The organism is Serratia sp. BNK-10 (assembly GCF_047456065.1).
GTDB lineage: Bacteria > Pseudomonadota > Gammaproteobacteria > Enterobacterales > Enterobacteriaceae > Serratia > Serratia ureilytica.
Genome location: NZ_CP179894.1, coordinates 2,332,244 through 2,352,148, shown reverse-complemented (window position 1 = coordinate 2,352,148; position 19,905 = coordinate 2,332,244). Strand labels below are relative to the sequence as shown.

The following is a 19,905-nucleotide window of genomic DNA, read 5'->3' as shown; positions in this document are numbered from 1 at the left end:
ACTCGCCGCGGCGGGCAGAGTCAGACAGATAATTGCATTCACCTTTTCTTCATATCGGCTCGAGGTCGTCATGGCAGAAGACATTCAGCAACAGGTCATCGCGCTTATCGCCGCATTCAACGCACCGAGGCGGCAGAAGAAGGGGGCGGTCATCACCCCGGAAACCGAGATTAACACCGCGCTCAACCTGTCGTTCAGCGACTCCAACACGCTGATGCGCCGCTACTTCGATACCTTCGGCGTCGACAGCAGCAATTACAACCACGAGCTGTATTTCCAGCCGCCGAGCAATACCGGGCGCTGGTTTTCCCCCTCCGCCTGTAAAGAACACACCCGGCCGCTGTGCGTATCGATGCTGGTGCGCTCGGCGCGCGCCAAACGCTGGCTGTACGACATCCATTTTCTTATCGAGCAATTGCGCTAGCGCCAGGTTACTGCTCCAGCAGCTCGGCGAACTTCGCCAGCCACTGCGGATGCGCCGGCCAGGCCGGGGCGGTGACCAGGTTGCCGTCGACGTGCGCCTGATCGATGCCGATCTCCGCATAATGGCCGCCGCCGAGCCGCACCTCCGGGGCGCAAGCCGGGTAGGCGCTGCAGGTGCGGCCCTTCAACACCCCGGCCGCCGCCAGCAGCTGCGGGCCGTGGCAAACGGCAGCGATCGGTTTTTTGGCGGCGTCGAACGCCTGCACCAGCGCGATCACGTCGGGATTCAGGCGCAGGTATTCGGGCGCCCGACCGCCGGGGATCAACAGCGCGTCATAGTGTTCTTCTTTGGCGGCGGCAAAGTCGGCGTTCAGGGTAAAACGATGACCGGGTTTCTCGCTGTAGGTCTGCGCGCCGTCAAAGTCGTGGATCGCGGTCTGGATGTAGTCGCCGACGGCTTTGTCGGGGCACACGGCATCCACCCAATGGCCAAGCATTTGCAATGCCTGAAACGGCACCATGGTTTCGTAATCTTCGGCGTAGTCGCCGACCAGCATCAGGATTTTTTTCTTGCTCATGATCACAACTCCAGCAGGAGGGGGAATGCCTAAGGTATAGCCCAGCGCCCCTGGGAATGCGAACCGCAAAGCGCCTATCTATACTCGTGATACTGCGGCGCTTTCTCGCCGCTCAACCCAGGGAGGATCCCCGATGCTGAATCTGGCTACCTTGCTTGAAGAAAGTGCGCGCACCTGGCCGGAACGGCCGGCGGTGATACAGGACGATATACCGCTCAGCTATCGGGCGCTGAATGAAATGGCCAACCGGGTGGCGAATTTACTGGTCGCGCGCGGCGTGCAGCCCGGTGAGCGAGTGGCGCTGGCCTGCCCCAATCGGCCGGAGTTTCCGGCTATCTATTACGGCATTCTCAAAAGCGGCGCGGTGGTGGTGCCGCTCAATATTCTGCTTAAGAGCGCAGAGTTCGACTATTACCTGGCGGACTCGGCGGCGGTGTCGTTGTTTTGCTTCGAAGGCAGCAGCGGCCTGCCGTTGGGGGAAGAGGCGCTGCGGGCGGCGGCGAAGGCGGAGCAATGCCGTGAGGTGTTTATCATCGGCGATCGGCTGCCGCTCGAAGGCGAACGTTTCAGCACGGCGATAGCCGCACAGGCCACCGAGTTCGCTTCGGCCGCGACGCTCGAAAGCGACACGGCGGTGGTGCTGTATACCAGCGGCACCACCGGCCGGGCCAAAGGGGCTGAGTTGACCCACGCCAACCTGGTGCTTAACGCGCTGGGATCGGTGAGGCTGTTCGACGGCTCGGAAACGGATCCCGATCGCCATCTGGTGACGTTGCCGCTGTTCCACACGTTTGGTTCGACGGTGCAGATGAATGCCGGATTTTCCGCCGCCGCCACCCTGGTGCTGGTCGAACGCTTCGACGCCGCGCAGGCCATCGCGCTGATGCAGCGGCACGGCATTACCTTTTTTGCCGGCGTGCCGACCATGTATTGGGCGTTGTTGAATGCACTGGATGAGCATACGGATATCGAGCGCCTGCGCAGCACGCTGCGTATGGCGGTGTCCGGCGGGGCCAGCCTGCCGGTGCAGATCCTGGAGGATTTCTCGCGCCGCTTCGGCGTCAACATTCTCGAAGGGTATGGGCTGTCGGAAACCAGCCCGGTCGCCACCTTTAACCATCCGCACCGCGTGACCAAACCCGGCTCTATCGGCCAACCGATCTGGGGCGTGGAGGTTCGCTTGCTCGACGTCACCGGACAACCGATCGACGGTGTCGATCAGGTGGGAGAGATCGCGGTGCGCGGCTACAACATCATGAAAGGCTATCTGAACCGTCCCGAGGCGACGGCGGAAGTGCTGGAAAACGGCTGGTTCCGCACCGGCGATCTGGCGCGCCGCGATGCCGACGGCTTCTATTTCATCGTCGATCGGGCCAAGGACATGATCATTCGCGGCGGGTTCAACGTCTATCCGCGCGAGATTGAAGAGGCGCTGATTCGCCATCCGGCGGTGTCGTTGGTGGCGGTGATCGGTGTCGAGCATCCTTCGCTGGGTGAAGAGATCAAAGCGGTGGTGGTGTTGAAAGAGACGGAGGAGCCGATCGAGGAAGAGGCGCTGATCGCCTGGAGCCGGGAGAGGCTGGCGGCGTTCAAGTATCCGCGTATCGTCGAGTTTGTCGAACGCTTGCCGATGACCAGTACCGGTAAGGTGTTGAAACGCTGTTTGCGCTGAGGAAAATTCGGCCTGCCGGGGCAGGCCGGGAAACGGGCATCAACCTGGGTAGATGCCACGCTCTTTACGTGCGGTCAGGATGCGCTCGCAAGCCACGATATAAGCGGCGGTGCGCAGGCTGCACTCTTTCTCTGCGGCCTTGTTCCAGACGTGGACCATCGCGTCGGTCATGATCTTGTCCATACGCTCGTTGATCTCGGACTCGCTCCAGAAGTAGCTCGCCATGTCCTGCACCCACTCGAAGTAACTGACCGTTACGCCGCCGGCGTTACAGATAACGTCCGGAACCACGGTGATGTTACGGGAACGCAGAATGTCGTCCGCTTCTGGGAAGGTTGGGCCGTTAGCCCCTTCCAGCACCAGCTTGGCGCTGAGGATTTCGGCGCGCTGACGGGTGATCTGGCCTTCCAGCGCCGCAGGGATCAGGATGTCCATGTCAACCGACCAGAACGCTTCGCTTTCGATCTCGCTGGCGCCTGGGAAACCGGCGATCTGCTTGTGCTTGGCCTGGTATTCGGTCAGCGCGGCCAGATCGATGCCGTTGGCGTTGAACAGGGTAGCGGAGTGGTCCTGGATGGTGACGACGCGAGCGCCGACGCCGACGAACAGGCGAGCCGCTTCGCTGCCCACGTTACCGAAGCCTTGCACCGCTACTTTGGCGCCTTCGATCTGCACGCCCAGACGCTTGGCCACTTCGCTGCCGGTCACGAACACGCCGCGGCCGGTCGCTTTCTCACGGCCCAGGGAGCCGCCGAGGTGGATTGGCTTACCGGTTACCACGCCGGTGATGGTGGTGCCGTGGTTCATGGAGTAGGTATCCATCATCCAGGCCATCACTTTGGCGTTGGTGCCGACGTCCGGCGCAGGAATGTCTTTCTGTGGCCCGATGATGAAGCCGATTTCGCTGGTGTAGCGGCGGGTCAGTCGCTCCAGTTCACCTTCAGACAGTTTGAACGGATCGACGCGGATGCCGCCCTTGGCGCCGCCGTACGGCAGGTTGACCGCGGCGCACTTGATGGTCATCCAGGCGGACAGGGCCATCACTTCGTTCAGATCGACGTCAGGGTGGAAGCGGATACCGCCTTTACCCGGCCCGCGCGACAGGTTGTGCTGTACGCGGAAGCCTTCGAAGTGACGGATGGTGCCATCGTCCATCTGCAGCGGGATATCGACAATCAAAGCGCGTTTAGGGTGACGCAGCGTATCAACCCAGCGTGAGAGGTCGCCGAGGTAAGGGGCGACGCGATCGATTTGTTGCAGATATGTAGCCCAAGCGGTGGTGCTGCTGTCTGAAGCGTAGGATAGCTTTTCCATAACCAACCTTTATATTTTAGAGGTATTTATTTCGTTTAACCGTGGATTAGCAAGCGCATAACACTTTGCGCCGCTAAATTTACCACTAATTATGCCGGTTGTTAGCCCCCCGCTCATCGGGCCAGCGGACGGTTTTTCGCCGCCTGCAGGGCGGTAAATGAATAGTTAATTACTTTTCGCCGGGCGTTAGCGGACACATGCATACTTTATGCATATAAAACGCATAAAAACCCTTTATATCTATTTTTCAGAAGCTTGAATGTGATCAAAAAGTTTCATTTTATTTAACTGCTATGTTGACAATGGCGTTTCCCCTCGGCAGCGTTAAAATCCTGTTAAAACGCCGTCTGCCGCCGCGTTTTGCCTGGGCAGCGAGAAGCATGATTCGGGGTTGTTTTACGGTATTGCGGCAGAAGAGTGGGCTGAAAAGCGTGTTCACCTGAAACGGACGGGTGACCGCGAGCGGCCGGCCACCCGTTCTGGTTTGGCGAATCAGCGTTTAAAGAAGACCGCGCCGCGGTGGCGTGGTCATCCGATACGCATTAGGCGCCGGTATGCTGATAGCGTTGTAATTCCACCGGTTCAGCGCCGATACTCGCCAGATATTCTTTGACGGACGCCGGCGCGGAAGCTTGCGTAAATTGGTAGATGTTTTCATCCGCATCCAACAGCGTCTCCCATTTTACAATGTTCACCCAACGAGGCTCATTGTCTACGCTGATGCCCGAGTCACGCGAAATAAACCCGTTCTGGTTCGAGATAAATTCCTCTTCTACGCGCTTGTCCAATACGGCAAACGCTTCAGGGCTGAGTGAGGCCGGCAGTTTAAAACTTGAAATTTCAATAATGTAGCTGTTGGCGGAACAGTCCGCCTTGGATTCATAATTCATAATAAAAGTCCTTTAAATTAAATTGCTTATACAACTCAAATTAAGCTGCATCCTTATTGCAGTACTGCAGGTTAAATTTATTCCTGATGTCTGAAATAAATAATTAGGAATAATCTGAATTGGCGCTTTGCTTTATGCAAAACATGATGATTTGTATGAGATTTTTCTTGCATAAGGGAGTTTGCTAATCAACTTGCCAACGGCCTGAGGCAATAATTCAATAACGGTGGTGCGGTTATTAATGTCATTGGCAAGGGGGGCGGTTTTTAAATAAAAAACGGTAGATGAACGGCGTGGTTAACCTATTTCCTTTTCCACTTTGAAGGGGCGGGCGTTATTTCGCCGGCGACCGGCAATGGCCAATCATGCCCCCCCGTCGGGGCGCAGCCGGTGGTGAGGGGGGAACCAACGCCATCCGCTCGGCAAGCGGCGGCAACTGCGGTATGCTAAGCGGCTGAACAACAAACCAAACCGGGCTATACGGAGACACCCCTGCGTGGCGAATTCTTCTTCTCAACTTGAACTGTTGCGGTCGGTCGCCGACGGCATCGCGGCCCTGTTTTTCCCGAATGCGGAAGTGGTGATCCACGATTTGGCCGCCAACAAGATAGCCTACCTGGCGAACAACCTGTCGAAGCGCAAACCGGGCGACGACGCGGGGCTGGAAGATTTCACGTTTGATGGCGGCGCCAACGTGACCGGCCCCTACGAAAAGCTGAACTGGGACGGCAAAAAGATGCGCTCGGTGAGCATCGCCGCGCGCGACGAGCAGGGTAACCCCAGCTATCTGCTGTGCATCAACCTGAGCACCGCGATGTTCGAGGACGCCCGCAACGCGCTGGATATGTTCCTGTCGGTCACGCGATTGCAGCCGCAGCCGCAACAGCTGTTCAAAGACGACTGGCAAGAGAAGATCAATACCTTCCTGCATGACTGGCTGCGGCGCGAGAACGCTGCGCTCGGCGCGCTGAGCCGCGAACAGAAACGGCGGCTGGTCAGCGATCTCTATCATCAGGGGGCGTTCAAGGCCAAAAGCGCGGCGGACTATATCGCCAACGTGCTGTCGATGGGGCGCGCCACGGTGTACAAGCATCTGCGGGAATTGAAGCAAGAGTAAACGCGGCGGGAAAGGTGGAAGAAAGGGGCGGCGCTGGCCGCCCCTTTTCGTTACCAGCGGTAGTTCACCGAAGCGATGACGCTGCGGCCGCTGCCGTAGAAGCAGGCGTACTCGCCGCTGCAGGATGAAACGTATTTCTTGTCCGTCAGGTTCTGCACGTTGAGCTGCAGCGCCGCACCGCGCAGCGCCGGCGAGGCCTGGCCGAGATCATATTTCACCATGGCGTCGTACAGCGTGTAGTGCGGCACGTCGTACTGGCCGGTGGCGTCGGCCGGCGCATCGCCGATGTAACGCACGCCGCTGCCGACGGTCAGGCCGTTGAGCGCGCCGCTCAGGAAGCTGTAGCTGCCCCAGGCGGACGCCGCGTGGCGCGGAATGCCCGCCGGGCTGTGGCCGATTTCGTCGGCCGAGTTGGAGTCTTTGGTCACCACGTCGGTGTAGGTGTAGGCGGCGATCAGCTTGATCTCCGGCGTCGGCTGAGCGTGCACTTCCGCCTCAATCCCTTTGGATTTCACCTCACCGATCTGCTCGTAGGCGGAGGTGAGACGGTTGTAAGACGCCACATTGCGCTGGGTGATGTCGAACCAGGAAAGGGTCAACAGGGTGTTGCCGCCCGGGATCTGGTACTTCACGCCCACCTCGGTTTGTTTGCCGGTGGTCGGCTTGAGCGGGTCGGCGCCCGGCGCGCTCGGGTACAGGTTAGGATCGAACGAGGTGCTGTAGCTGACGTACGGCGAAATGCCGTTGTCGAAGGCGTAGAGCAGGCCCGCACGGCCGGTGAACTGGGCATCGTTGTAGGTCTGCTCTTTGCCGCCGCTGGTGCGATCGCGGGTGTTGACCTGCGACCAGTCCTGACGGCCGGACAACAGCAGGTTCCAGTTATTCCACGCCAGCTGGTCCTGCAGATACACCCCGACCTGATTCAGCGTCTTCAAATCGCTGGAAGCCAGCGCCAGCGTGCTGCCATCGATGCTGGGGCGAACCGGGTTGGCCCAGTCGATCGGGTAATCGTTGCCGCGATCGCGATACATCTTCGAATCGATATGGCTGTAGCGGTAATCCAATCCGCCCAGCACCGTGTGCTTCACCTCGCCGGTGTCGAACAGGCCCTTCAGTTGGTTATCCACGCCAAACTCGTTGGTCATCTGCGTTTCATGTTGCGCCATGCGGGTGACGGTGTGGTCGTTGACCTTCGAGTTTACGTTATAAACCAGATATTTATAGTCCTCATCACGGTGGGTGAAACGCAGGTTCTGGGTAAACGATAGCGCATCGCTGAAGTTGTGCTCGAGGCTGTAGCCGATCGACGCCTGCTCGCGCCGCGACTTGTTGAAGCTGGGTTCGCTGATGTTGAAGTCATAGGGCACATAGCCCGCGCTGGTCGGGAACAGCGTGCCGGCGCGCGGCAGGAAGTTGCGCGATCCGGCTTTCGGATCGTTCTGGTAGCTGGTCAGCAGCGTAAAGCTGGTGTCTTCGTTCGGCAGCCAGGTGAAGGCCGGGGCAATGGCCACCCGTTGCTGCTTGCTGTCTTTGACAAACTCATGTTCGGTTCTGGCGATACCGTTCAGGCGATAGAACAGGGTGTTGTCGTCGTTGAGTTTGCCGCCGAAGTCGAACGCCGTTTCCGCCAGATGACGGTTGCCGGTGCTGAATTTAACTTCGTGAATGCTCTGGGCGGTAGGGCGTTTGCTGGTCATCACCACCACGCCGCCGGGGCTGACCTGGCCGTAAAGCACGCCGGCCGGGCCGTGCACCATTTCCACGCGCTCCAGCAACCAGGGATCGATCTGCCCGGCGCCGCCGTTTTGGCTCGAGAGGCCAAAGTGCAGGCCGTCGAGCAGCTTGGGCGCGTAGCGGAAGCCGCGGCTGATCACTTCATCATTGCGGTTGGAATTGCCGCGATAGGTGGTGACCACCCCGCTGGTGTAGTTCAAGGCGTCGGCGACCGACGCCGGTTCCTGGTCGTTCATTTGCTCGCGCGTCACCACCGAGATGGACTGCGGGGTTTTGCTCAGCGGGGCGGCGGTTTTGGTGCCGGCGGCGCTCTCTTTGGCGACGATCCCTTTGACGGGCGCGGTTACGCTGCTCTGCGCGTCGGCGGTCACCACCATCGTCTCGTCCGCCGCGGCAAAAGCGTTTTGTGCGAAGGGCAGTAGCGCCAGCGTCGCCCCCAGCAACAGCCGGTTGGCGGACATCGCCTCTGCGCTATCGTTTTTTATCCCTTTGTTTCTAATATTCATTATCTCTCCTGCATGCCTACTTTTGTGTGTAATGCCACCCTGATAAACCCCGCAATGCCGATGAATACGCTTTCCCTCGTCGACGCGGAGACGTCGCGTTTGCACGACGGCAAAAATCCGACAAATAGTATTGAAAATGATAATGAGTATCAATACGATTGTCAGGTTTTGTAAAAGTCACGCACGTTATGTAAGGGGCGCTATGGAGTTTTTGCCGGAAAAGAGGCCAGAACACGGCCATGAGGGATTGGCGGCGCACTGGCTGCGTGAGGCGGCGGCGGGGCAACCCGCATGGTGGCAGAAGGTTGCCGCCCATGGCACGCCTGTCGTCGACGCGCACGATGAACAGCACGTCAGAATGACCTGGCTATGGCGCGATCCTGCCGGCGACGAGCGGCACTCGCCGATATGCCGGGTCTATGCCGATATCAACGGCATTACCGACCATCACAGCACGACCCCCAGCAGCCTGAAAAGGCTCCCCGGCACCGACGTTTGGTACGGCGCGGCCGTTGTCGATCGCCGCTGGCGCGGCAGTTACAGCCTGATCCCGATTACGGCGCGAGATCTTCCTCCCGTCTTCAGCGACGACGAAACGTTGCGCGATCGCCAGCAGCGCGCCTGGTGGGTATCGCTGTTCCCGTTGGCGATCGCCGATCCGCTGAATCGCACCTCACTGGGGCCGGCTTATCGCCCGCGCGCCGTTTCCCTGGCTCAGGGGCCGGACGCGGACGACCAAAGCGCCTGGCAGGCCGCCGATCGGCCGTTGGATGAAGCGCGGCTACAGCTTTTTCACTGGCACAGCGAACGGCTGGGCACCCGGCGGCGCGTGTGGCTGTATGCCGGCGGCGAGGCGGCGGACAACGCGAACCGCCCGCTGGTGCTGCTGCTCGACGGCCAGAACTGGATCGAAAGGCACGCATTGCTGCCGGTGATTGAGAACGAGACCGCAAAAGGGCATCTGCCGCCCGCGTGCTGGCTGCTGATCGATGCGATCGATGGCGAACACCGGGAAAACGAACTTCCTTGCAACGCCGCCTTTTGGCAGGCGGTGATCGACGAACTGCTGCCGCAGGCGCAGCGGCACGAACCGTTCAGCGAAGAGGGGGCGCGCACCGTGGTCGCCGGCCAGAGCTACGGCGGGCTGGCGGCGTTATACGCCGGCCTGCACTGGCCCGAGCGCTTCGGCCATGTGCTGAGCCAGTCCGGCTCCTTCTGGTGGCCTACGGTGCAATTCGTTACCCAGTTCGAAAAACGCCACGAGTTGGAGGAAGGCTGGTTGATACGCCAGGTTCGGCAGCGCGGCGCGACCACGCCGACGCTCACCGTGATTCAGCAAGCCGGCGATCGGGAGGCGGACATCGAATTCGTCAATCGCCAGATGCACCAGGCGCTGACGGCGGCCGGGCATCGTGCCGACTACCGCGTGTATTCCGGCGGACATGACGCGCTCTGCTGGCGCGGCGGTCTGGTGGACGGCGTGCGCCGGCTGCTTTCCGCAATGAAGTAATTCCACATTTTGACAGACAGGTAAGGCAAATGACTCAGGAACAACAAAACCCGTTCGATGACGAAAGTCTCCGTTTCTCCGTGTTGGTCAACGCGCAACAGCAGTACTCGCTGTGGCCGCAGTTTGCCGATACGCCGCCGGGATGGCGCGTGTTGATGGGGCCGGCGTCGCGCGGTGAATGTATCGACTATATCGAAGCGCACTGGCAGGACATGCGGCCGGCGTCGTTGAAAGCGGCGGATGCGCCGCGTTAATCGCCGCACAGCCACATCGCTACATTCCGTTTGAGGAAAAGGACAGACACCATGTCAGAAACGCTTTCTTTGCCGGATACTCAGGTCGAGTATCGGGATTATCCGCTGGTTGCGGCGCAACCGGGGATCTGGATCGCCGACCAAATCGCGCTGCGGCGCAACAGCTTTGCCGTGGCGCACTACACCGAACTGCACGGCGATATCGATCGTTCGGCGCTGGAGCGCGCGATTCGCCAGGGGCTGGCGGAGGCGGATACGGTTCAGGCGCGCTTCTTTGAGGCGCAGGACGGCCAGCCGGTGCAACGTTTACCGCTGAACGCGGATCCCGCGCGGGTGCTGGCGCCGGAGTGGTTTGACTTCAGCGCGCGGCCAGACGCCGAACAGGCGGCGCTGGCGCTGATGCACGACGATCTGGCGCAGGATCTGCCCGCGGACGGCGAGCGCCCGCTCTATCGCCATGCGGTGATCCGCATCAGCGCCGATCGCTGGTTCTGGTACCAGCGCTTTCATCATCTGACCCTGGACGGCTTCAGCTTCGAGGCCATCACCCGCCGGATCGCCGATATCTACCGCGCGCTGCGCCACGGGCTGTCGCCGGCGGCCTCGCCGTTTACCCCGTTCGGCAAGGTGGTGGAAGAGTTTCAGCAATGGCAAACGTCACCCGCACGCCAGCGGGCGGCCGAATTCTGGCGGCAGCATCTGCGTGATCTGCCGTCGCCGCTGTCATTGGCGACGGAAAACCGCGAGGTCGAACCGGGCGCTCGGCCGCTCAAACAGGCGCTGGTGCTGCCGGAGTCGCTGTTTGACGAAGCGCTGCGCGATGCGGCGCTGCAGTCGTTGCAACCGGCCGATATCGTCACGGCGGCGCTGGCGATGTATCTGGCGCGCATGAGCGGCGAAACCCGGCTCTCCATCGGTTTTCCTTTCATGCGCCGCATGGGCTCGCAGGCGCTGGCGGCGATCGGCCCGGTGGTTAACGTGCTGCCGCTGCTGCTGAACGTGACGCCGGAGATGTCGCTGGCGGACGTCTGCCAGGCCACCGCGGCGCAAATCAAACAGGTGCGGCGCCATCAACGCTATGAGGCGGAGCAGATCAAACGCGATCTCGGCCTGGTCGGCGGCCATCAGGAGCTGTACGGCCCGGTGGTCAACGTCAAGGTTTACCACAGCGCCTTGTCCTTCGACGGTCAAGCGGCCGTTACCCATACGCTGGCGATGGGGCCGGTCGACGACCTCGAGTTTGAGATCGGTTTTCGAAGCGGCGTGCTGACGCTGTCGTTGGTGGCCAACCCGGCCAAATACGCGCCGCGCACCTTGCAAGGCCATGCGGAGCGCATTGGCCATTGGCTGCAGCAACTGGCGCGGCGGCCGCATCAGCCGAACGGTCAACTGGCGCTGGTCAGCGAAGGGGAGCTGCGCCAACTCGCGGCCTGGGGGCGCGGCGCTGAGCTGACGCCGCCGGCGGGCATGGTGTCGATCATGGACGCTTTCCAGCGTCAGGTTGAGCGACAGCCCGAGGCGTTGGCGGTAACCTGCGGCGATGTGCGCCTCAGCTACCGTCAACTCAGTGAACGGGTGATGCAACTGGGGCGCGTGCTGATCGAAAGCGGCATCGGCGCCGAAGACGTGGTCGCCATCGGCATTCCGCGCTCGGTGGACACGCTGGTCGCGCTGTTTGGCGTGTTGGCCAGCGGCGCGGCCTATATGCCGCTCGATCTGGATTATCCGCGTGAACGTCTGGCGCTGATGTGCGACGACGCGCGGCCGGTGATGCTGCTGACCCACAGCGACACGCGGGCCAACATGCCGGATCTGCCGCAGATCATGTGCCTCGATGAGGCGCAATGCCGGGCGCGCTGCGCGGCCGCCGAGGCCGCGCCGATATCGGACGAAGAGCGGCGCGTGCCGCTGAACGAGGCGCATCTGGCCTACATGATTTACACCTCCGGCTCGACCGGCAAACCCAAGGGCGTCATGTCCACCCACCGCGGGCTGCTGAACCTGTTCCTGTCGCATCAGGCCTCTCTGTTCGGCCCGGCGATCGAAAAATTCCAGGCTCGCCACGCGCGCCGCTTGCGCGCCGGCCATACCGCCTCGTTTTCTTTCGACTCCTCCTGGGAACCGCTGTTCTGCATGATGATGGGCAGCGAACTGGTTATCTTCGATGAAGAGCTGCGCCGCGACCCCTGGGCGCTGCTCGAACAGACCCAACAGACCCCGATCGATCTGCTGGACATCACGCCGTCGTTCCTCTCGCAGTTGGTGGATTGCGGCCTGCTGAAGGGACAGTTCCCGCTGCCGGCGTTTGTGATGATCGGCGGCGAGGCGGCGACGCCGACGCTGTGGAACCTGATGCGGCAGCATCCGGAGGTGGAGATCCACAACTATTACGGCCCGTCCGAATACACTGTCGATACCCTCGGCGCGCCGGTCACGGCCGCAGACCAGCCGGTGATCGGGCGCCCCCTGGCCAATACCGAAGTCTGGCTGCTCGACAGTCGCCTGCAGCCGGTGCCGATCGGCGCGGCGGGGGAACTGTACATTTCAGGCAAGGGCATCGCGCGCGGTTACCTGCGCCGCCCGGATCTGACGGCGGCGCGCTTTGTCGCCAATCCGTTCGCCGAAGGCGAGGTGATGTACCGCAGCGGCGATCTGATGCGCTGGAGCGCGGAGGGTCAGCTGGTATTCATTGGCCGTACCGATCACCAAATCAAGGTGCGCGGCTTCCGCGTCGAGCTGGGTGAGGTGGAAAGCGCCTTGGCCGCCTTGCCGGACGTGGGGCGGGCGGTGGTGATCGCCGAGCCGATCGGCGCTACCTATCGCCTGATCGGCTACTGCTCGGTGCAGGATGACGCGCGCCGTGCCTCGCCGGCGCTGCAAAACGAGCTGCTGGAGCAGCTGGCGCAGCGTCTGCCGGATTATATGGTGCCGGCGATCCTGGTGGTGATGCCGGAGCTGCCGCTTAACGTCAACGGCAAGATTGATCGTCAGGCGCTGCCCAAACCGCAGGAAACGCTGGCGCAAAGCATTCGCGAGCCGGCCACCGAGCAGGAAAGGCTGATTTGCCGCGCCATGGCGCAGCTGTTGGGGATGGAGCGCGTCGGCGCCGACGACGATTTCTTCGCGCTCGGCGGCGACAGCATCTCGGCGATGGGGCTGGGCACCGCCCTGCGGCGCAACGGGTATCTGCTGCGGCCGCGTGAGATCTTCGCGCTGCACACCCCCGCGCGCATGGCGCAGGCGATGCAGCCGCTGGCCGTTGGATCTCAGGCCGCGCGCAGCGTGCAGCAAGGGCCGATCGACGGGCTGCCGATCCTGCACTGGTTTGCCGAGACGGGCGACATGCATCGTCTCTTCGCGCACGGCGTTTTCCTGCGCGTGCCTGCCGAATTGCAACCGGCACAGCTGCGTTATGCGTTGGAACAGCTGCGTACGGCACACCCGGCGCTGGGCGCGCGGATCCGCGACGGCCAGTTGGTGGTTGAAACCGCCGCCGCCGGTGAATTGATGCAGCGTCATCCCGTATCCGGCGATCTGGAAACCGCGGCGGAACAGGCGTTTGATGCCGCGCTGGCGCGCCTCAATCCGGCCGAGGGCAGCATGATGCAGGCCATCTTGTTGCAGCGTGACGGGCAGAGCCTCGGGCTGGTGCTGGCGATCCATCACCTGGTGGTTGACGGCGTTTCCTGGCGCATCCTGCTCGACGAACTGCGGCAAGCGGCCGACAGCGCCATGCAGGGGCAGCCGATCGCGCTGTCGCCGGAGGAAACCTCGCTCTATGAGTGGTCCGCGCGTTTACGGGCCGACGCCGAACGCCGGGAAACCGAGCTGCCGTTCTGGCGGCAGATGCTGGCGGACGGCGTGCCGCGCTTGGGGCGACGCGCGCTGGATCCGCAGACCGATCGTCTCGCTTCGGTGAGCGAACGGCGCACGCTGTTCGACAGCCGGCTGACCGCCGCGCTGCTGGGCGCCTTGCCGCAGGGATACCGCGCTCAGGTCGAAGAGATCATGCTGTGCGCGCTGGCGCTGGCCTGCCGGCGTCATTTCCAGGCCGCTTCGCTGCGTTTTTCGCTGGAGTCGCACGGCCGCGCCGAACTGGACGATAGCCTCGATCTGGCGCGCACCGTCGGCTGGCTGACGGCGGAGTACCCGCTGTGCATCGAACTGCATGACGCCGAACACCACGAGGCCGTGCGCGCGGTGAAACGGGTGACACGTGCGGTGGCCGATCGCGGCATCGGCTATGGTCAACTGCGCTATTTGCATCCGCAGCGTGACGAACTGGCCGCGCTGGCGCAGCGCAATGCGCCGGAGATTTTGTTCAACTACCTCGGGCGCTTCGGCCAGGGTGAGGGACACTGGACGCCGCAGCGCAGCCGGACCCGTTTCCGCGACGCCTTCGCCGTGGCGCAGGATGCGCAGCAGGCGCTGTGTTACGGGCTGGAAGTGAACATCTTTGTCGAAGAGCGGCGCGACGGCGCGTGTCTGGCGATCAACTGGAGCTGGCTGGAGGGGATTTTCAGCGCGAGCGACATCGAGGCGCTGCATAGGGGCATCGAGCAGGCCGTGCGTGCGCTGTGCGAGTTTGCCGAACGGCATCCCGAACGCGCAGCGGCAACGTTGACGGCGGCCGAGATCGCCCAACCGAACGTCGACGATGAAACGCTGCGCGCCTGGGAGCGGGAGTATGGGCCGTTGGCCGATGCGCTGCCGCTGTTGCCCTTGCAGCACGGCCTGCTGTTCCATGCCCAGACGGCGCAGCAGGGCGGCAGTTATAACTCGCTGACGCGCCTGAGCCTCTGCGGCGAACTGGATGCGCCACGGCTCCAGCAGGCGCTGGATGCGGTGATCCGCCGCCATCCGCAGCTGGCCGCCCGGTTCAACCGCGAGGGCGAACCGCTGCAGTTGATACCGCAGGAAAGCCATTGGCCGCTGGACAGCCACAGGCTGCCGCCGCTGTCCGCCGAACAAGAAATGCAGGCGCTGAATGAGCTGGAGCAGGAAGAACTGCGGCGCGATCTGTTTAATCAGCCGGGCGCAATGCTGCACGCGCGGCTGGTCAAACACGGCGACAGTGAACGCTACACGCTGTTCCTCAATGCCCACCACCTGATCGTCGATGGCTGGTCGACGCCGGTGGTGCTCAACGATCTGATGCTCGCATTGCGTGAAGGGATAACGGCGTTGCCGCCGCTGCGTTCGAACTATGCCGATATCGTGCGTCGCCTGGCCGCGCGGGATGCCGACGCCTCGCGCCGCATCTGGCGCGAGACGCTGCAGGACGTACGGCCAACGCTGCTGTTTGGCGAGACGCAGGACGACCGCGTGTTTGAGCTGGAAATGACGCTGCCGCCGGCGGAGGAACAGCGTTTGCTGACCCTGTGCCGCGAACGCGGGCTGACGCTCAATACTGTGATGCAGGGCATCTGGGCGCTGCAGCTGGCCGGCTGTTGCGGCCATCAGGACGTGGTGTTCGGCTCGCCGGTGTCCGGGCGGTTTGGCCAGATCGACGGCGTGGAAGAGCACGTTGGCCTGTTCAGCAACACGCTGCCGGTACGCGTACGGCTGGAAAACGGCCGGCCGTTGACGGAACAGCTGACCGCTCTGCAACACCGGCAGATTGAACTGCTGGAGCACGACGATTTGGGATTGGGTGAGATCCAGCACCTGGCCGGCGCGGGCACGCTGTTCGATACGCTGTTGGTGGTGGAGAACTACCCGGACAACGATGCCTTGCTCGGCGGCACAGGTTCCCTGCGCTGCGACGCCATCCGCAACAAAGGCTATACCCACTATCCGCTGACGTTGCTGGTGCTGCCGGGCGAGCGTCTGCGTCTGCTGATGGAGTACCGTGACTCGGTGCCGCAGCCTGAACGCTTCGCCGCGCGGCTGATGGCGCTGCTGCAACAATGGATTGCGCAACCGGATCTGCCGTTGCCACGCTGGCAATTGCAAACCCCGCAGGAACAGGCGTTGATCGCGGCGGTCAACCGCACCGCCCAGGCGGTAGCGGACACCACCTTGCATCAGGCGATCGCCGATCAAGCGCGGCGCACGCCGGAACGCATCGCGTTGCAGGATGCCGGGCACACCCTCAGCTACCGTGACATGCAGCGCCAGGCCGCGCTGTTGGCCGAACGGCTGACGGCGGCGGGCATTCAGCCGGGCGATATCGTCGCGGTGGCGTTGCCGCGTTCCGTGCGCCTCAGCCTGGCGCTGACGGCGATTGTGCAAACCGGCGCCGCCTGGCTGCCGCTGGATACCGGTTACCCGGATGAGCGTCTGGCCTACATGGTGGCAGACGCCAAGCCACGGCTGATTATCACCGAGAGCGCCTTGGATGCCCGTTTTGCCGCGCTGGCGCCGACGTTGCGGTTCGATGCGCTGGACGACAGCGGGCGCGAGCCGATGCAGCGCGCACCGGCGGGGAACGGCGATTATCCCGCCTACGTCCTGTATACCTCGGGCTCTACCGGGCGGCCGAAAGGGGTGGTGGTGAACCACCGGGCGATCGTCAACCGTCTGTTCTGGATGCAGCATGAGTATTCGCTCGATGCGCAGGACGTGGTATTGCAGAAAACGCCGTGCAGCTTCGACGTTTCCGTCTGGGAGTTCTTCTGGCCGCTGATGGTCGGCGCGCGCCTGGTGATGGCGCCGCCGGAGGCGCACCGCGATCCGCAGGCGCTGACGACGGTGATCGACGATTATGGCGTAACCACGCTGCATTTCGTTCCGTCCATGTTGGCTATCTGGGTTGAGGCGCTGAACGAACGTGCGCCGCAGCGCGCCGCCGCCAGCCTGAAACGCGTGTTCTGCAGCGGTGAGGCGTTGTCGTGTGAACTGGCATCCCGCTACCAGGCGTTGGTCGCCGCGCCGCTGCATAACCTGTATGGCCCGACGGAGGCGGCGGTTGATGTCACCTATCAACCGGCGTCCGGCGAGGCATTGGCGGCGGTGAGCGGCGCCGGCGTGCCGATCGGCAAACCGGTCTGGAACACCCAACTGAGCATTCTCGACGCCATGCTGCGGCCGGTGCCCGTCGGCTGCGCCGGCGATCTCTACCTGCGCGGCATTCAGCTGGCCGACGGCTATCTGCATCGGCCGGGATTGACGGCACAGCGGTTTGTCGCCGATCCCGCCGGCAACGGGGCGCGCATGTATCGCACCGGCGATATCGCCCGCTGGCTGGAAGACGGCAGCGTCGAGTATTTGGGGCGCAGCGACGATCAGCTGAAGATCCGCGGCCAGCGCATCGAACTGGGCGAAATCGAACAGGCGCTGCTGGCGCAGCCGGGAGTAGCGCAGGCGGCGGTGCACGCCATCGAACTGGGTGAGGGCGCGACGGGGCTGGGCGGCGCCGATATGCGGCAGTTGGTCGCCTGGCTGATCGCCCAGCCGGGCGTGACGCTGGATACCGCCGTCCTGCATCAGGCGCTGGAGGCGCGTTTGCCGGCGCACATGATGCCGGTCAGCTATGTCATTACCGACAGCTTCCCGCTCAGCGCCAGCGGCAAGCTGGATCGCAAGGCGTTGCCTCGGCCGCAGCTGAGCCCGCAGAGCGGCCGCGTGCCGCACAGCGACAGCGAGCGCCTGCTGGCGGCGCTGTTCAGCGAACTGCTGGGGCGCGAGACGGTGTATGCCGACGACGACTTCTTCGCGTTGGGCGGCCACTCGCTGCTGGCGATGCGCCTGGCGGCGGAGCTGCGTCGGCGCGTCACCCGGCCGTTGAGCGTCGGGCAGATCATGTTCGCCCGCAGTCTGGAGAAAATGGCGCACCTGCTCGATGACGCGCAGGCCGCCGGCTCGGCCGAGAGCCGCGGCGTCGGCGAGTGCCTGCAGCTGCGGGCGGGCCAAGGGCCGGCGCTGTTCTGCCTGCATCCGGCTTCCGGTTTCGCCTGGCAGTACTCGGGGCTGAGCCGGTATCTGCCGGGGAGTTACCCGATCATCGGTCTGCAGTCGCCAAGACCGGACGGCGTCATCGCCACCTGCGAGGACATTGAGCAGATGGTCGATCGTCATCTCGCCACTCTGCGCCGCCTGCAGCCGCAGGGGCCTTACTACCTGCTGGGCTATTCGCTCGGCGGCACGCTGGCGCATTCGATGGCCGCGCGTCTGCAGCAGCAGGGTGAAGAGGTGGCGTTCCTCGGCATGCTGGATACCTATCCGCCGGAAGGCCAGGATTGGACCGGCCCCACCGAGGAAGAGGCGCAGAAGGAGGTGGCGCAGGAACAGGCCGAGTTTATGGCGGAAGATCATGGCGATCCAACGCTGATGGCGGAGAAGGCGGCGATGTTCGACAGCATCGTCGCCAACTATCGTGACGCGGTGCGCCTTCTTTCTCAGGCGCGCAGTCAGCGTTTCCACGGCACGGCGACGCTGTTTGTCGCCGACCGGACGCTGCCGCCATTGATGGACATCAACGCCGTGTGGGCGCCGTATCTGGATCGGCTGATCTGTCATCACCAAGGCTGCGAACACGCGGACATTCTGTCGCCGGCCTCGCTGGAGACGCTCGGGCCGCTATTGCATTCGCTGCTGACGCGGCAATACGGATTGGTATAACGCAACCGGGCCGGGGCGTGCGCCACGGCCCGTACTAAAACATGATATGCAGGACACTATGGCCAGACCTTCTTTTTTTCTTGATTTCAGTTTGCTGAGAAGCAATGCGCATTTTCGTGCGATTTTCTGCGCCCGCATGCTGTCGGTGTTTTCACTCGGCATGCTGGCGGTGGGGGTGCCGATTCAGATCCAGGCGATGACCGGCTCCACGTTGCAGGTGGGCGTGGCGGTGGCGCTGGACGGCGTAGGCATGTTTATCGGCTTGATGTTGGGCGGGGTGCTCGCCGATCGCTACGATCGCCGCAAGCTGATCCTGTTCGCGCGCGGCACCTGCGGGCTGGGCTTTGTCGCCCTGAGTCTGAACGCCTTCGCGCCGGCCCCGTCGCTGTGGGCGCTCTATCTGCTGGCGGCCTGGGACGGGTTCTTCGGCGCGCTCGGCATGACGGCGCTGATGGCGGTAATCCCGCTGCTGGTCGGGCGCGAAAACCTGGCGGCGGCGGGGGCCTTGAGCATGGTGACGGTGCGCATCGGCGCGATCCTGGCGCCGGCGCTGGGGGGGATCATCATCGTGTTCGGCGGCGTCGGTCTCGCCTTCGCCGTCGCGGCGGCAGGGACGCTGGGCACCCTGGTCCCGCTGGTGCGCCTGCCGACGCTGCTGCCGCAGCAGCAGGAGCCGGAACACCCGCTGCGCGCGCTCGCCAGCGGCTTCCAGTTTGTCTGGCGCAATAAGGTGGTCGGCTCGGTGGTGTTGCTGGGGATGTTGATGAGCATCGTCGGCGCCGTCAGGGTACTGTTTCCGGCGCTGGCGCAGGACGCTTACCACGTCGGCGCGTCCTCTATTGGCCTGATGTACTCCGCAGTGCCGCTCGGTGCGATGCTGGGCGCGCTGACCAGCGGCTGGGTGGGGCGTTTCCCTCGCCCTGGGGTGCTGATCCTGATCGCCGCTATCGTCGCGTTCACCGCCATCGCGTCACTGGGGCTGTTCAGCCATCTGGCGCCGGCGCTGCTGGCGCTGGTGTGTTACGGCTACGCCAATGCCATCGCCTCGCTCTTGCAGTTCATGCTGATCCAGAGCAATACGCCGGATCATCTGCTGGGGCGGGTGAACAGCCTCGGCACCGCGCAGGACGTGACCGGCGATTCGATCGGCGCGCTGGGGCTCGGCGTACTGGGCAGGGTGTTAACCCCATTGATGAGCGTGCTGTCGTTTGGCGCATTCGCCGCAGTGCTCGGCGTGCTGGTGGCCTTCAGCGTGCGCACGCTGCGCCAGTGCCGGCCGGCGGACGCGTTGGTCGAGCACGATGAGCCGGCTCCGGCAACCTCAGCGGCGGCGGACAACTAACCC

11 protein-coding genes are annotated in these 19,905 nt (G+C 63.1%); 7 read left to right on the top strand and 4 right to left on the bottom strand.

Features of this window, described 5'->3' with window-relative positions; genetic code table 11:
• Nucleotides 1–70 precede the first annotated feature (70 nt).
• On the top strand, nt 71–424 hold the full coding sequence (locus ACMGG9_RS11520; protein ID WP_033650369.1) for a DUF1493 family protein: 354 nt from the start codon (nt 71–73) through the stop codon (nt 422–424).
• Nucleotides 425–431: 7 nt separating this feature from the next.
• On the opposite strand, the gene ACMGG9_RS11515 is transcribed toward ACMGG9_RS11520, so the two are convergent.
• Nucleotides 432–1,001, bottom strand: a complete 570-nt coding sequence (locus ACMGG9_RS11515; protein WP_033643121.1) for a DJ-1/PfpI family protein — start codon at nt 999–1,001, stop codon at nt 432–434.
• 133 nt (nt 1,002–1,134) lie between these two features.
• Here ACMGG9_RS11515 and ACMGG9_RS11510 point away from each other — a divergent pair, with 133 nt between their 5' ends.
• A complete protein-coding gene (locus ACMGG9_RS11510) occupies nt 1,135–2,673 on the top strand; it encodes a long-chain-fatty-acid--CoA ligase (protein ID WP_414162205.1) in 1,539 nt (512 codons plus the stop codon).
• 39 nt (nt 2,674–2,712) lie between these two features.
• Here ACMGG9_RS11510 and ACMGG9_RS11505 read toward each other — a convergent pair whose 3' ends face one another.
• Nucleotides 2,713–3,987 carry a Glu/Leu/Phe/Val family dehydrogenase gene (locus ACMGG9_RS11505; RefSeq protein ID WP_033643119.1) on the bottom strand — a complete coding sequence of 425 codons (1,275 nt, stop codon included), beginning with the start codon at nt 3,985–3,987 and terminating at the stop codon, nt 2,713–2,715.
• A gap of 542 nt (nt 3,988–4,529) precedes the next feature.
• Complete coding sequence (locus ACMGG9_RS11500; protein WP_033643118.1) at nt 4,530–4,877, bottom strand: antibiotic biosynthesis monooxygenase family protein; 348 nt, start codon at nt 4,875–4,877, stop codon at nt 4,530–4,532.
• Nucleotides 4,878–5,373: 496 nt separating this feature from the next.
• Here ACMGG9_RS11500 and ACMGG9_RS11495 point away from each other — a divergent pair, with 496 nt between their 5' ends.
• Nucleotides 5,374–5,994: a transcriptional regulator gene (locus tag ACMGG9_RS11495; protein ID WP_042784528.1), complete on the top strand. Its 621-nt coding sequence runs from the start codon at nt 5,374–5,376 to the stop codon at nt 5,992–5,994.
• 50 nt (nt 5,995–6,044) lie between these two features.
• Here the strand turns inward: ACMGG9_RS11495 and ACMGG9_RS11490 are convergent, their stop codons facing one another.
• Entirely contained in the window at nt 6,045–8,234 is a 2,190-nt protein-coding gene (locus ACMGG9_RS11490; RefSeq protein ID WP_414162204.1) for a TonB-dependent siderophore receptor, read from the bottom strand.
• A gap of 202 nt (nt 8,235–8,436) precedes the next feature.
• On the opposite strand from ACMGG9_RS11490, the gene fes reads away from it, so the two are divergent.
• Genes fes through entS form a run of 4 tightly spaced genes read left to right on the top strand, consistent with a single transcriptional unit; the run spans nt 8,437 to nt 19,902 of the window.
• A complete protein-coding gene (gene fes, locus ACMGG9_RS11485) occupies nt 8,437–9,744 on the top strand; it encodes an enterochelin esterase (protein WP_414162203.1) in 1,308 nt (435 codons plus the stop codon).
• Between the two features lie 29 nt (nt 9,745–9,773).
• Complete coding sequence (locus tag ACMGG9_RS11480; protein ID WP_033643114.1) at nt 9,774–9,998, top strand: MbtH family protein; 225 nt, start codon at nt 9,774–9,776, stop codon at nt 9,996–9,998.
• Between the two features lie 51 nt (nt 9,999–10,049).
• Nucleotides 10,050–18,560 carry an amino acid adenylation domain-containing protein gene (locus tag ACMGG9_RS11475; protein WP_414162202.1) on the top strand — a complete coding sequence of 2,837 codons (8,511 nt, stop codon included), beginning with the start codon at nt 10,050–10,052 and terminating at the stop codon, nt 18,558–18,560.
• Between the two features lie 58 nt (nt 18,561–18,618).
• On the top strand, nt 18,619–19,902 hold the full coding sequence (gene entS / locus ACMGG9_RS11470; RefSeq protein WP_414162201.1) for an enterobactin transporter EntS: 1,284 nt from the start codon (nt 18,619–18,621) through the stop codon (nt 19,900–19,902).
• Nucleotides 19,903–19,905 lie beyond the last annotated feature (3 nt).